The sequence below is a fragment of the Motilibacter deserti genome (assembly GCF_011250635.1).
Classification (GTDB): domain Bacteria; phylum Actinomycetota; class Actinomycetes; order Motilibacterales; family Motilibacteraceae; genus Motilibacter_A; species Motilibacter_A deserti.
In genome coordinates, this window is sequence record NZ_JAANNP010000002.1 from 600,615 (window position 1) to 614,555 (window position 13,941).

The 13,941-nt window shown below is 70.2% G+C and carries 9 protein-coding genes and 1 pseudogene; 7 read left to right on the forward strand and 3 right to left on the reverse strand.

Annotation, left to right across the window (positions count from 1 at the left end; genetic code table 11):
- Positions 1 to 10: 10 nt before the first annotated feature.
- Together G9H71_RS07685 and G9H71_RS07690 are read left to right on the forward strand one after the other, a co-directional pair.
- Entirely contained in the window at positions 11 to 2,863 is a 2,853-nt protein-coding gene (locus G9H71_RS07685) for a vitamin B12-dependent ribonucleotide reductase (protein WP_331272818.1), read from the forward strand.
- 143 nt (positions 2,864 to 3,006) lie between these two features.
- On the forward strand, positions 3,007 to 4,218 hold the full coding sequence (locus tag G9H71_RS07690; RefSeq protein ID WP_166280321.1) for a type II toxin-antitoxin system death-on-curing family toxin: 1,212 nt from the start codon (positions 3,007 to 3,009) through the stop codon (positions 4,216 to 4,218).
- Between the two features lie 16 nt (positions 4,219 to 4,234).
- Here G9H71_RS07690 and G9H71_RS25470 read toward each other — a convergent pair whose 3' ends face one another.
- On the reverse strand, positions 4,235 to 4,609 hold the full coding sequence (locus G9H71_RS25470; protein WP_166280323.1) for a type II toxin-antitoxin system death-on-curing family toxin: 375 nt from the start codon (positions 4,607 to 4,609) through the stop codon (positions 4,235 to 4,237).
- Positions 4,610 to 5,384: 775 nt separating this feature from the next.
- On the opposite strand from G9H71_RS25470, the pseudogene G9H71_RS25475 reads away from it, so the two are divergent.
- From G9H71_RS25475 to G9H71_RS07705, 3 genes and pseudogenes are all read left to right on the forward strand, one after another.
- Positions 5,385 to 5,615 (forward strand): annotated as a pseudogene (locus G9H71_RS25475) (IS110 family transposase); the annotation flags it as partial.
- Between the two features lie 43 nt (positions 5,616 to 5,658).
- The gene (locus tag G9H71_RS07700) at positions 5,659 to 6,864 is read left to right on the forward strand and encodes a transposase (RefSeq protein WP_196791752.1); all 1,206 of its coding nucleotides are present in this window, start codon (positions 5,659 to 5,661) and stop codon (positions 6,862 to 6,864) included.
- A gap of 267 nt (positions 6,865 to 7,131) precedes the next feature.
- Entirely contained in the window at positions 7,132 to 8,550 is a 1,419-nt protein-coding gene (locus tag G9H71_RS07705; RefSeq protein ID WP_166280325.1) for a hypothetical protein, read from the forward strand.
- A 3-nt stretch (positions 8,551 to 8,553) separates the two neighbouring features.
- On the opposite strand, the gene G9H71_RS07710 is transcribed toward G9H71_RS07705, so the two are convergent.
- Together G9H71_RS07710 and G9H71_RS07715 are read right to left on the reverse strand one after the other, a co-directional pair.
- On the reverse strand, positions 8,554 to 11,052 hold the full coding sequence (locus tag G9H71_RS07710; protein ID WP_331272819.1) for an ABC transporter permease: 2,499 nt from the start codon (positions 11,050 to 11,052) through the stop codon (positions 8,554 to 8,556).
- A 3-nt stretch (positions 11,053 to 11,055) separates the two neighbouring features.
- Positions 11,056 to 11,814, reverse strand: a complete 759-nt coding sequence (locus G9H71_RS07715; protein ID WP_166280614.1) for an ABC transporter ATP-binding protein — start codon at positions 11,812 to 11,814, stop codon at positions 11,056 to 11,058.
- Between the two features lie 185 nt (positions 11,815 to 11,999).
- Here G9H71_RS07715 and G9H71_RS07720 point away from each other — a divergent pair, with 185 nt between their 5' ends.
- Together G9H71_RS07720 and G9H71_RS07725 are read left to right on the forward strand one after the other, a co-directional pair.
- Positions 12,000 to 13,271, forward strand: coding sequence for a sensor histidine kinase (locus G9H71_RS07720; protein WP_331272821.1), 1,272 nt, complete (start codon positions 12,000 to 12,002; stop codon positions 13,269 to 13,271).
- Positions 13,259 to 13,912: a response regulator transcription factor gene (locus G9H71_RS07725; RefSeq protein WP_166280327.1), complete on the forward strand. Its 654-nt coding sequence runs from the start codon at positions 13,259 to 13,261 to the stop codon at positions 13,910 to 13,912. The genes G9H71_RS07720 and G9H71_RS07725 overlap by 13 nt, the downstream gene beginning before the upstream one ends.
- Positions 13,913 to 13,941: the final 29 nt, after the last annotated feature.

Here is a 13,941-nt window from a genome sequence, read left to right on the forward strand (position 1 = left end):
GGACCGGGTCGTGACGGAGACGTCGAGCGAGCGCAAGCCGACGGTGCGTCGCCAGCGCGGAAGCGTGCCAGCGGGGCTGAAGGTCGAGCGCATCTACACGACTCCCGGGGTTCACCCGTACGACGAGGTGACCTGGGAGCGTCGCGACGTCGTCCAGCAGAACTGGAAGACCGGCGAGACGATCTTCGAGCAGCACGGGGTCGAGTTCCCCGACTCGTGGTCGGTGAACGCCTCCACGATCGTCACGACGAAGTACTTCCGCGGCGCCGTCGGCACCCCGCAGCGCGAGTGGAGCCTCAAGCAGCTCATCGACCGCGTCGTGCTGACCTACACCAAGGCCGGCAAGGACAACGGCTACTTCGCCACGGAGGCGGACGCCGAGGTCTTCGAGCACGAGATGACCTACGCGCTGCTGCACCAGGTCTTCGCGTTCAACTCCCCGGTGTGGTTCAACGTCGGCACCGCTGAGCCGCAGCAGGTCTCGGCCTGCTTCATCCTCGCGGTCGACGACTCGATGGACTCGATCCTCAACTGGTACCGCGAGGAGGGGCTGATCTTCAAGGGCGGCTCCGGTGCCGGCCTCAACCTCTCCCGCATCCGCTCGAGCAAGGAGCTGCTGTCCTCCGGCGGCACCGCGAGCGGCCCGGTCAGCTTCATGCGCGGCGCCGACGCCAGCGCGGGGACGATCAAGTCCGGCGGGGCAACCCGTCGCGCGGCGAAGATGGTCGTGCTCGACGTCGACCACCCCGACATCGAGGAGTTCGTCGAGACCAAGGCGCGCGAGGAGAACAAGATCCGCGCGCTGCGGGACGCCGGCTTCGACATGGACCTGGGCGGCGCGGACATCACGTCTGTGCAGTACCAGAACGCCAACAACTCGGTCCGCGTCAACGACGAGTTCATGACCGCGGTCGAGAAGGGCACCGAGTTCGGCCTGCGCGCCCGCAAGGACAACGCGGTCATCGAGACCGTCGACGCCCGCGAGCTGTGGCGCAAGATCGCCCAGGCCGCGTGGGAGTGCGCCGACCCGGGCGTGCAGTACGACGGCACGATCAACGACTGGCACACGAACCCCGAGACCGGCCGCATCACCGCGTCCAACCCGTGCTCGGAGTACATGTCGCTGGACAACTCCTCGTGCAACCTCGCGTCGCTGAACCTCATGAAGTTCCTCCGCGACGACGACACGTTCGACGCGCAGACCTTCGCCAAGGTCGTCGAGCTCGTCATCACCGCGATGGACATCTCCATCTGCTTCGCGGACTTCCCGACCGAGGCCATTGGCGAGACCACCCGCGCCTACCGCCAGCTCGGCATCGGGTACGCCAACCTGGGCTCGCTGCTCATGGCCACCGGCCACGGCTACGACTCGCCCGGTGGGCAGGCCATCGCCGCCGCGATCACGTCGCTCATGACCGGTGTCGCCTACCGCCGCTCGGCCGAGCTCGCCGGCATCGTCGGCGCCTACGACGGCTACGCCCGCAACGCCACCGCGCACAAGCGGGTCATGCGCAAGCACGCCGCGGCGAACGACTCGCTGCGCACGCTCGGCGCGATGGACCGCGACCTCCACACCCTCGCCACGAAGGCGTGGGAGGAGTGCCTGTCGATCGGGGAGCGCAACGGCTGGCGCAACGCGCAGGCCTCGCTGCTCGCCCCGACCGGGACCATCGGCTTCATGATGGACTGCGACACCACGGGCATCGAGCCGGACTTCTCGCTGGTGAAGTTCAAGAAGCTCGTCGGTGGCGGCTCGATGCAGATCGTCAACCAGACGGTGCCGCGGGCCCTGCGCCAGTTCGGCTACCCGCAGGAGACCATCGAGGCGATCGTCGAGTACATCGCCGAGCACGGCCACGTCGTCGACGCGCCCGGCCTGCGCCCGGAGCACTACGAGGTCTTCGACTGCGCCATCGGCGAGCGCGCGATCGCCCCCATGGGCCACGTGCGCATGATGGCCGCGGTGCAGCCGTTCCTGTCCGGCGCCATCTCCAAGACGGTCAACATGCCGGAGACGGCGACGGTCGAGGAGATCGAGGACGTCTACTTCCAGGGCTGGAAGATGGGCCTCAAGGCGCTCGCGATCTACCGCGACAACTGCAAGGTCGGCCAGCCGCTGTCCGACGCGAAGGCGAAGCCTGCTTCGGCTGAGGCTCCTGCCGCCGAGGCCGCGCCGGCGCCGGTCATCGAGTACCGCCCGACCCGCAAGCGCCTGCCGAAGTCGCGCCCGTCGATGACGACCTCGTTCCGCGTTGGCGGCGCCGAGGGCTACATGACGGCCGGCTCCTACCCGGACGACGGCCTCGGCGAGGTCTTCCTCAAGCTCGGCAAGCAGGGCTCGACCCTCGCCGGTGTGATGGACGCCTTCTCCATCGCGGTGTCGATCGGTCTGCAGTACGGCGTGCCGCTCGAGACGTTCGTCGAGAAGTTCACCAACCTGCGCTTCGAGCCGGCGGGCCTCACCGACGACCCCGACGTCCGCATGGCCCAGTCGATGATGGACTACATCTTCCGTCGCCTGGCGCTGGACTACCTGCCCTTCGAGACGCGCGCCGAGCTCGGCATCTACTCGGCCGAGGAGCGGGCGCGCCAGCTCGACACGGGGTCGTACGAGGCCGTCCAGTCGGCTGACGACGACGTCGAGGAGGAGCTCGAGACGTACGCCCAGTCGGCGCCGGTGTCGCCGGCTCCCAAGGCTGTGCAGTCCGCTCCTGCGGAGGTGCACTCGTCGGCGGAGCTGATGGAAGCGCAGTTCGGGCGGACCGCTGACGCGCCGCTGTGCATGAGCTGCGGGACGAAGATGCGGCCTGCGGGTAGCTGCTACGTGTGCGAGGGGTGCGGGAGCACCAGCGGTTGCAGCTGATGTGAGGCGTCAACGTCCGCTCATTGAGCGGACGTTGACGCCCCGCATCTCAGCGCTGACATTCTCACGGGGGCTGCAATGGGCGAAAGTTATGGGCAGAGGCGCCGCACCAGGTCGGAGACCGCACACAGAGAGGCGCAACTGTGAAGGCGAGGTCGGTACGGGATCTCGCTGCTGAAGCGGACCTCGAGCTTGACTACGCGCTCGTCACGCTTTGGGATGCCGGTGTTGATGAGGTGCGCCAGCCTGACGACCTTGTGCATCCAAACCAGATTCGCCTCGCCCAAACTGCGCTCGGACTGCCCACCAAGGCTGACGTGACGTCCCCGGCTTACTGGCGGGGGAGGCTATCGATTCATGGCGACTTGGATTGGCAAACACTCCTGGCAACCCTCGATATCGCGTACCACCCGGAGGCGCGGCGGCTGCCTAAGGGGGCAGTAGCGAAACTTCGTCGACATGCTGAGTCGTTGGGGCGCGGGATACCGGTGCAGGCGCGATCGCCGGAGGTCGTCAAGCCTGGTGCAGTGGTCGCTCCTCTGATGTGGCGAGCTGTCGGGCGGGAGCGCGAGATCGTCTACTTGACGCCGGCTCAGCTGGAAAGCATCCATCAGGCTCTGATCGACGACTTCGCGGACACAGATGATCCCTTCGGTTATCCCTGCGGAGTACGAGAGCCGGCCCTCCTCGAGTCCGCCGCTTTTCGCCCTCAAACTAGCTTGGGGGAGCACCAAAAGTACCCCACGGTCGAGATGGCCGTTGCCGCACTGTTGCACTCTTTAATCCACGACCACCCCTTCCATAACGGCAACAAGCGAACAGCTCTTGTGGCGATGTTGGTTATGCTTGACGAGCATGACCTGCTATTGACCTGCAGCGAGGACGAGGTCTTTCGGCTGGTGTTACGCGTTGCTCAGCACAGTCTGGTGCCTCGAGGTGCAGATCACCTTGCTGATCGCGAGGTGCTAGCTGTAGCTTCATGGATCCGTCAAAACACTCGCGGGATCGAATGGGGGGAGCGCCCGATCAAGTGGAGCCGCCTCCGTAGGATCCTCGTGGGCTACGGCTGCACACTCGAGAAGGCTCGCAGTGTAGGAAACCGCATGAACATTGAGCGTGAGCACCTGACGCGCGGCTTCCTAGGACGGACGAAGCGCGTTGCTCTTCGTACCCAAGTCGCTTACGGAGACGAGGGTAGAGAGGTAGATCGGGACACGCTCAAGAAGATTCGCAAGGATCTGCTTCTCGATGAGGAGCACGGGATTGATTCGAGCGCCTTCTACGAGAACGCCTGTCTGCCCGCTGACTTCATCAATCGGTATCGCAAGACCTTGAAGAGGCTCGCGAGATTGTGATTTGGACTGACGAGCTCTAAGACGAGGACCAAATTGATAGACGGCGTGCGATTTGGCCGGGTGTTGCACTGTTAGAGGCAGCGGCCATAACGAGGTCGAAGGCGTCGTCCTCTGGAGCGACGAGCCGTTGACCGTTCACTTGCAGGAATACGCAAGCCGCAAGCCAGGCGAGGCGCTTGTTCCCGTCCACCAGGGGATGTGACGAGACGCATGCGTGCAGCAGGGCGCCCGCCTTGTGATGTATCGTTGGGAAGGCGCTGATGCCGCCAAATTCGGCAGCCGGTCGACCGGCGACAGCTGCTAAGAGCGCTACGTCTCGAACAAGGGCGCGGCCATCAATGGCAATATCACTAATAGTCGCAAGCTGATGTGTGGACAGGAAAAGCGTCATGCCTCACCTAGTCGAGATAGAAGACTGCGGTACTGCGCGGCGTCTTCCTTTGCTGCGACCACGACAGCCATGTCCTCCGGATGTGAGAGCTGACCTGGAGTTTTAGCGATGCTGTCGCTGGCGACGTCGCGCAGAGATTCTGGGGGTGGAAAATCGTCTCCGCTGAACACGTAGCAAGTGTAGCACGCTGAAAATGTCTCGAGTTCTGTGCTTTGCGAGTATGGGAAAGGTGCTCGTAAACTGGGCTCCTTACGTCACTATGTGCGTGACTCTCGGGCGCCTCGAACGGGAGCCTTGTCTGTCGCGCTGGGGCCACCTGAAACGACGCCTCTGTTGACTGCACGCCTCCTTCAACGCGTATCTCTAAGCGTATTTCTGCAAGCCTTGTTGATCGACGTGCAACTGTCTGGGCCGCCTTGTGCTATTCGCGCATGACCCGCGAGAACATGTGACAAAGTGTGTAGACGGCCACACCGTGCGCTGTCTTCTCTCTCGTTCATAGTGCGCTCGTTGAGAAGCCCCGGCCAACTCAGGTGCACTGACGGCTTCCCTGATCGCCCAGACCGTTCCCCCGGAGTTGCTTCTGTCGTGGATTAGCATCGCCAAGGGGGTCGTGTCCGCCGCCGGGCCAAGCGCCTCGCGCGTTGCACGGCTAAAGCCTCCCGAACGCGACTAGCTGGTCCGCGACCGGCGCAGCGGCGGGCGAAACGAGCCGTGGACGACCTTGCCCGCCATCACGAGCGCGAAGTCGGTGTACCCGGCCGCATCTCGATCGGTGCGTCGACGGCAGCCGGCTGCACGCCAAGGCCCTGCCCAACGACAAGGCCGCCTCCGCGGCGTCCTCGGCACGCTGGCCGAGCACGGCCGGGTGCTGCTGGTCGTGGACCAGCCGGCCTCGATTGGCGCACTCGCGATCGCCGTCGTCCGGCTGATGGGCATCGACATCGCGTTCTTGCCGGGGCTGGCGATGCGCCGGATCGCCGACCTGCACCCCGGGCAGGCCAAGACCGACCCGCGACGCCTACGTGATCGCTCACGCCGCTCGCACCATGCCGCACACCCTTCGCCGGGTCGGCAAGGACGACGAGACCCTCGCCGACCTCGCCGCCGAGCGAACCCGGCTGGCCAACCGGCTGCGGGACGCGCTGCTGCACGTGCACCCGGCGCTGAAACGCCTACTGGGCAAGCATTGCGACCGCCCCCGGGGCCTCGCCGTCCTCGCGGCCGCCTCCACCCCGCAGGCGTTGCGCGAGCTCGGGCCCGACGGAACCGGCGCGCTCAAGAGTCCGCGGTCGCCGCCGCTGGCCAAGGCCCTGCCCGCCAAGATCCTGGCAGCGCTCGACGAGCGGACCGCGACCGTGCCCGGCACGGATGCGTTCGGCCGGATCATCGCCGGCGTCGCCGCCCAGCTCGCCGCCGTTCACGCCGAGCGGGACGCGCTCGGCAAGGACCTCGAGGCCCACCTGGAGGCCCACCCTCTTGCCGAGGTCCTGACCTCGATGCCTGGCGTCGGGCTCAGGACCGCAATCACTTGGCTCACCATCCTTGGCGACGGCACGGCGTTCCCCACCGCCGCGCACCTCGCCACCTACGCCGGCCTCGCCCCGGTCACCCGACGCTCGGGGTCCTCGATCAGGGGCGGGACCCGCTTCCGCGCGGCAAACCACGCCCTCAAGTCCGCGCTGTTCTTGTCAGGCTTCGCCAGTCTGGGCGCCCCGGCCTCCCGGGCCTACTATGACCGCAAACGCGCCGAAGGCAAGCGCCACAACGCCGCTCTTATCTGCCTGGCCCGGCGCCGCGTCGACGTCCTGCTCGGTATGTTTCGCGCCCGCACCAGGGCTTTGACCCCGGTTCTTGGACACTCCGAATCCCGCACGGGCGGCAGGAAGCGAAATGTTCGAGCAGCAGCTCGGCCGCCGCGAGGTACGACGCGCCGTAGACCGTCACCGCGTCCCGCACCTCCCAGACCCGCTCCGCGAGGGGCTCGTAGGGCCACAGCTGCAGCGGCAGGGCGAGCAGGTCCGCATGGCCAGGTCCGCCGCGGCGGGGGAGAGGGCGCCGGACAGCTGCAGCCGGCGCAGAACTTCCGCGGCCTCGAGCAACACCAGCTCCGGGGGCGCCAGCGCGGCGTCAGCCACGGCCCGGGCGGCCCAGTCACCCGAGGGCGACGACTCGACCAGGAGCGCCACCGGCGCCGAGGAGCCGGTGACCAGCGTGGTCACCGTCGGCCGGCGTCCCGCGCGGCGAGCAACTGAGCGACCGGCACGGTATGACTGGTCCACCGTGCCCGGCTGCGGGCGCGTGCGTCGAGGTCCTCGACGGTAGGACGGCAGGCCAGCTCCGTGAGCTGGGCCGCGAGGTACTCCTGCAGCGATCGTCCTGTGCGCGCCGCGCGGGCGGCCAGCTCGCTGCAGACCTCGAGGGCAGGTCCCGGATCGTGATGTCCGGAGCGCATGCACGCCAGCTGCAGACGCACTGCTCTACAGCGGCCTCACTCGACAACCTGCCGGTACCTTCGCACCATGAGCACGACCGAGCCGCCCGCCCAGCTGCCCGACGCGCTTCCGGATGACGACCACGACGCCCTCACCGCCGCGCTGTCATCAATCTGGCTGCGGCGCGTGGTCGCCTTCGCGGACTACGTGGGCGAGGGACGGCAGCTCACCAGCAAGGGCAACCTCCGGCTGGCGGACGCCCAGGCGCTGGCCACGCTGCTCGAGACCGGGGAGACGCTCGACCGCGACTTCGGCGGGTTCACCCAGAAGGTCCGCCGCGCGGTCGAGCTCGAGCTGGTCGACCTGACCCATGAGCTGGCGCTGGCCTCCGGCGCGGTCGAGGTCCTGCGCAAACGCTTGGTCCGCAGTGCAACGCTCGACTCGCTGCTCGAGCGGCCGGCCGAGGCCTGGCTGGAGCTGTTGACGGCGCTGCTCTTCGACGTGGGGCCGGTGCAGCACCACTGGCGCGATGACCGCTACGGCTTCGGCTGGCACGCGGAGGCCGCCGACCAAGCCCTGGCGTCGTTGATGACCGGCCTGCACGCCGCCGGCGACCGGACCGAGCTGGCCGCGTTCGTCGAGGGGGTCTGGGCTGAGCTGGGGGAGACGGTCGACCTGTCCGTCCTGCCACCGGAAGAGGTCCGGGAGGACCGCAAGGGCTTCGTCCGGGACCTGCTGGGCGGGATCCAGCGGCTGCTCGAGTTCGGCGCCGTCGAGCTCGACGAGGACGGCCACGCGACGGTGGACGAGGCGCTCGCCCCGCTCGACGACCCCACGGTCGCCCCGCGAGCGCTGCGCGTGCGTGGCTCGGTCGCGCTGACCCCGCTGGGTGCTTGGGCCATGGAGCAGGTGGAGGCCGGCTCGCCGGACGCCCTGCTGACCGCCGACCCGGAGGAGCTGCTCGCGGTCGCGGTGCACATGCCGATCGAGGAGGGCATCCAGCAGATCCGCGACTGGGTCGCCGCCGGCGAGGGAGGCGCAGGCCGACTGGTCGACGCCCTGCTCGGGATGAAGGCGGAGCATGATCTCGTCCGCGTCACCGGTGCGCTGGCCCTGTCGGCCCTCGACGCGCGGCACCCCGACGCCGTCGTCGCCGTCGAACGTCTCGGACAGCACGCGGGCCTTCGGCCGTTCGCCGACGTGTGGCGGCTGAAGGCCGGGCTCTACACCCTCCCGCCGGAGGGCGAGAGTCCCGAGCGACTGGTGCAGCTGCTCTACGCCGCGCTGCTCATGGAGCCGTTCGAGACCCTCGCTCCGCTGATCTCCGCGGTCTGCGCGCCCTTGTCCGTCGACGAGGCCGTCGAGCGGATCTGGCGGTTGCGCATGTCCGAGACGGAGCGGGTGCTGGAGGGGCTGGCCGGCTCCCTGACGCTCCCGGCCGAGGCGAAGGCCGCACGCAAGGCGCTGTTCAAGCACCGGTCGCTGGGACTGGCGCAGCCGGAGTAGGGGCTACACCGCGTACGCCGGCCGCTCCCGTAGCACGCGGCGTCCTGGCAGCTCGATGCACGCGAACGTGCTGCCCACGACGACCAGCACCACCGCCGGAAGCAGCCAGAGCGGTCCGGCTGCCCATGGCCGGTCGAGGAACCCGACGCCCAGCAACATCAGCGGTACCGCCGCGACCGCGAGCCCGCTGCCGATCGCGCACACCGAGAGCAGCGAAGCCTCCCGCCGCAGCATCGCCCGCAGCTGCCGGGAGGTCGCACCGCTGAGCCGCAGTGCCGCCAGCTCGTCCCGACGCTGTGAAGTGGCCGCCACGAGCTTGTTCGCGATGCCCATCAGCACGTACCCAAGCAACACCAGGATCACGACGAGGTTCAGCTTCACCTCCGGCGGCACAGGCAGGGATCCGCTGGAGATGGACGACAGGGCGAGCCCGGGCTGCACGTCCACCGCTTCCGCCAGCCTGGAGCTTCTCTCGGTACGCACCAGCACGCGATCAGCCAACAGTCCCGTGTGCCCCTCGGCCAGGTCGCGAGACAGCACCACCGACCCGAACCCGAGCGACCGCGAATACACCGCCACGACCCGCGCCTGCACCGACGCGCCGTCACCGAGCAAAAGAGCCACGTCGCGCCCGACCCCGGCGTTCCGCGACCGGGCCACGTCCTCGGACACCGCAACGGTGGCTCCGTGCAGATCGGCAACGTCGCCGGCGCGTACACCAAGGTCCAGCACGTCCCAAGTGTCGGGCTCGAGCACCATTGCCGGCTCGGGCTCCACCTCGACGTCGCCGAGCACCGTGTGCGGCCAGAGCACGGTCGTCGACGAGACAGCCGAAGCGGCCTTCACCCCAGGAATCGTGCGCAGCTGCTCGACCAGCCCGTCTGGCACCCCGCCCAACGCGCCGGCCGACACCTCGTGCTGCGCCAGCGACCCGGCGCTGCTCTCGCGCTCGACGGCGGCCATCACCGTCGTCTGCGCGAGGACGTAGGTCAGCACCAGCACCACCGCCATCGCGAGCGTCGACACCACCCCGGCCGACCGGACGGCGAACGCACGCACGTTCTCCACCGCCAGCCACAGGGGTGACGACGCCCGCCGCTGCGAGCGAGGCCCGAGCAGAGCGCCGAGCCGCTGCAGCAGGGCCGGCCCGGCGAGGGCGAGGCCGATCGAGGCGATGATCCCCGCCAGCGACGTCATCCCAGCGCCGAGCGCGGAGCGCATGAGCAACGGTGCGACGGACAGCACGAGGGCACCGCCGAACAGCACGAGGCCAGAGACGACCCGGACGCGCGAGACCTCGCGCGGCTCGCTATGCGATTCAAGAACCGCTTCGACCGCGGACATCCGCGACGTCCGCCGCGAGGCAGCCCGCGCAGCAACCTGCACGGTGGCTCCGAGCAGCAGCAGGGCGCACAACGCCGGTAGTGGGCTCCGGGCGAGTGGCATCTCTGGCGGCAACCCGAGCCCGGTGAGCAGCCCGCGCAGCTGGCCCGCCACGGCGTACCCGAGGACGATGCCGGGAACGGCGCCAACGGCAGCGGCAACGGAAGCCTGCCCGGCCGCCAGCGAGCGCACCTGGCGCGGGGTAGCGCCGACAGCGCGCAGCAGGGCGAGCTCGCGGCGCTGGCCCTCGACCGCGACGGACAGCGCGCCGGCGACGATTAAGCCGACGACCAACAGCACGATCCCGCTCAACGACCCCGCGGCCGCGAGCAGCAGCCCGCGCGACGCGGCCGCCGCGGGGGAGGCGGCGTCGCCACGGCTCGCGCCCGTCGACGCCACGAGCCCCGAGCCGGCGAGCCGCGACCGCACCTCGTCGGCGACCTCGGACGATCGGCCCGGAGCAGCACGGACGCCCACGAGGTCCACCGTCCCGGCGCGTACGCCGGACTCCCGCCCCGCGAGCCGCAGCGCCGTCGCATCGGCGAGCAGGACACCTGCGTGCGGTGACCCGACGACGGCCGTGACGACGTACGACCCCGACCGGCCCGCGATCACCAGCCGCGCCCGGTCGCCCACGGCGAGCCGGGTGGCAGCGGCCAAGGAGGACCCGAGCGCGACCTCGCCGTTCCCCACCGGTGCGCGCCCCTGCACCGCCACACGCCCGAGGAGGGCGGCCGACGACCACCCGTGCCCCGCGGAAGCAGGGTCCTCCGTGCTCACGACCCGGCCCCCGGGCGCGACGACCGCGGCGGGAAGGCTCACGTCCCCGACCACCGACTCCACCCCGGGCACGTCCCGCAGCTGCGAGACGACGGACGCAGGCACCACCGCCCGCTCCGGCAGCGGCACCGACACGTCCCCCGGCACCGGCAGCGACTGCCGAGCAGTCACGACGACGTCCGCGCCCGCGAGCCGCCCGGGTGGCAGGTGCGAGCGCACCCCTGACTCGAAGAGCACACCAGCACCGGTGAACAGCGCCGCGCCGCCGAGGACGGCCAGCGCGATCGCGAACAGCGCCGCCACGCGGCGGCGCGCCATGCTCGACGCCAGCTGCAGCACGGCTCAGCCCTCCTCGAGCGCGACGAGCCGGTTGGCGACGGCCGGAGCGGTGGGCGAGCCGACCTGTTCGACGACCCGGCCGTCGGCCATCACCAGCGCGGTGTCGGCGTACGCGGCTGCCGCCGGGTCGTGCGTCACCATCACCACCGTCTGCCCGAGCTCGGTGACGAGGCTGCGGAGCAGGGCGAGCACCGTGCGCGCGGTACGCAGGTCCAGCGCACCCGTCGGCTCGTCGGCGAACACCACCGCAGGCCGGGCGATCAGCGCCCGGGCGATCGCCACGCGCTGCTGCTGGCCGCCCGACAGCTCGGCCGGCCGCGCGTCCAGCCGCTCCGGCAGACCGACCCGCGACACCAGCTCGCGCAGCCAGCCAGGGCCGGGGGTCTTGCCCGCGAGCCGTAGCGGCAGCGTGATGTTGTCGGCGACGCTCAGCGACGGGATGAGGTTGTACGCCTGGAAGACGAACCCGATCCGCTCCCGCCGCAGCTCCGTCCGCCGCGTCTCGCCGAGCCCGGAGACCTCGACGCCCTCGATCCGTACGCTGCCCGTGGTGGGCACGTCGAGCCCCGCCGCACAGTGCATCAGCGTGCTCTTGCCCGACCCCGACGGGCCCACGACCGCGACAAAGGCCCCCGACGGCACCTCGAGGGAGACGTCGTCCAGCGCTCGCACGCCGCCGGCGTACGTCTTGGACACGGCCTCCAGCGAGATGGCAGAAGCGGGACCGGGGTGTAGCGGTTCGGCGAAGACAGGTTCAGCCATCGGGGCGACGCTCACGAGGCACTCCTTGCATCGATGTGGAGGTGCCTTCGACGCTAGGCAGCGGGGACGCTGCGGCCGAGCCCGCGCACGGGCGTCTTCACGGTGCAGCAGGCACTACCGACAACCGGTGGCGAGCCCCCTACGCTCGAAGGGACCGCAAGCCGCCCCGATGGACGGAGCTCGACGTGCCGCCCCAGGCGCCCCAGGACGACGAGGCCCAGGAAGGCCTGCGTGCTCGGCTGCCGCGCGTGGCCGGTGACGCCCTCGTCTCGCTGGAGCAGGTGGCCGGGGCCTTCGTAACCGCGGTGCTCGCCTTCGGCGTGCTGTCCTGGCTGGGCGTCGTCCTCGTGCTGTGCGTCGTCGGGGTCGGCCTGCTGCTGGTCCCGAACGCGCTGCGGGCGGTCCACGCGGTCGCGGAGCGCGAGCGCAACCGCCTTCGCCGGACGAACGGCCCCTTCCTCGGCCCAGGCGACCCGCCTGGGCAGCTCGGAGCGGCGCGCAACGACCCGGACGTACGCCGTGAGCTGCGCTGGCTCGTCGGCCACGCCACCGGCGGGCTGTTGCTCGCGGCGCTCGGCCTGCTGCTGCCGATCTCCGGCCTGCGCGACGTCACCGTGCCGCTGTGGTGGCGCTTCTTCGCGCAGGGCGAGGTGACGCCGACCCTGAGCCTGTGGGTGGTCGGCAGCTGGGGGAGCGCCTTCGCGGCTCTCCTCCTGGGCGTCGGGTGGATCGCGCTCAGCGCGACTCTCACCCCGGCGATGGCGCGTTGGCTCGTACGCCGGGGGCTGCGCCTGCTGCCGCTCGACCCCAGCAGCGACCTCACCCTGCGCGTGGCTCAGCTGTCCGCGACCCGGGCCGCCGCGCTCGACGCGCACGCGACCGAGCTGCGACGCATCGAGCGGGCGCTGCACGACGGCACGCAGAACCGGCTCGTCGCCGTCACCGTCCTGCTCGGCGCCGCGCGACGGGCCGCGGAGCGCAACCCGGCGGCCGCCGCGGAGATCCTCGAGCGCGCGCAGGCCGCGGCGGAGGACGCCCTGGCCGAGCTGCGCGGCGTCGTACGCAGCATCCTCCCGCCCGTGCTCGCCGACCGCGGCCTCACGGGAGCGCTGCGCGGCCTCGCCGCGACCAGCCCGATTCCGTGCGACCTGCGCGTCGACGTCCCCGGCCGGTGCGCGGCGGCCGTCGAGGCCACCGCGTACTTCGTCGTCGCGGAGTCGTTGACCAACGCGGCGCGGCACAGCGGCGCCACCGCGGTCGACGTCGACGTGCGCAGGCGTGGCGACGAGCTATACGTGCGGGTCACCGACAACGGCAAGGGCGGGGCCGACGAGGCGCGCGGCAGTGGCCTCCTTGGCATCCGGCTGCGCGTCGAGGCGCTCGACGGCACGGTGACGATGACCAGCCCGGTCGGCGGGCCGACGACACTGGAGGTACGGCTGGCATGCGGATCGTGATCGCCGAGGACGACGCCCTGCTTCGCGAAGGCGTCGCCCTCCTGCTCAAGGCCGAGGGGCTCGACGTCGTCGCCACCGCCGAGGGGCCGGACGCGTTCCTCGCCGCCGTCGACGAGCACCGTCCCGACGTCGCCATCGTCGACGTCCGTATGCCACCCACGCACACCGACGAGGGCATCGTCGCGGCGGTCGAGGCCCGCCGCCGGCAGCCGGAGCTAGCCGTGCTGGTGCTGTCGGCGTACGTCGAGCAGGCCTTCGCGACCGACCTGCTGGCCAGTGGGGCGGCGGGGCTCGGCTACCTGCTCAAGGAGCGTGTCGGGCGCGTGGAGTCGTTCCTCGAAGCGCTGCACCGGGTCGCTGCCGGCGGGACGTCCATCGACCCCGACGTCGTCGCGCAGCTCATGACGCGCGGGCGCGCCGACGCCGGGTTGGAGCGGCTGACGTCGCGCGAGCGTGAGGTGCTCGACCTCATGGCGCAGGGCCTGGGCAACGCGGCCATCGCCGAGCGGCTGGTCGTCACCGACGGGGCGGTGCACAAGCACATCCGCAGCATCTTCTCAAAGCTCGACCTGCCACCGACCGAGCAGACCGACCGGCGGGTCGTCGCGGTGCTGAGGTATCTCGAGGACCTCCGCCGCTGACCCCGCGGGTCTCCACGAAGAGTGCAGCG

Bases quoted from the DNA above. Each gene is read 5' to 3' on its own strand.
- G9H71_RS25470 (WP_166280323.1), bottom strand. From the start codon at position 4,609: ATGACGCTTTTCCTGTCCACACATCAGCTTGCGACTATTAGTGATATT.
- G9H71_RS07700 (WP_196791752.1), top strand. From the start codon at position 5,659: ATGCCGCACACCCTTCGCCGGGTCGGCAAGGACGACGAGACCCTCGCC.
- G9H71_RS07705 (WP_166280325.1), top strand. From the start codon at position 7,132: ATGAGCACGACCGAGCCGCCCGCCCAGCTGCCCGACGCGCTTCCGGAT.
- G9H71_RS07715 (WP_166280614.1), bottom strand. From the start codon at position 11,814: ATGGCTGAACCTGTCTTCGCCGAACCGCTACACCCCGGTCCCGCTTCT.
- G9H71_RS07725 (WP_166280327.1), top strand. From the start codon at position 13,259: ATGCGGATCGTGATCGCCGAGGACGACGCCCTGCTTCGCGAAGGCGTC.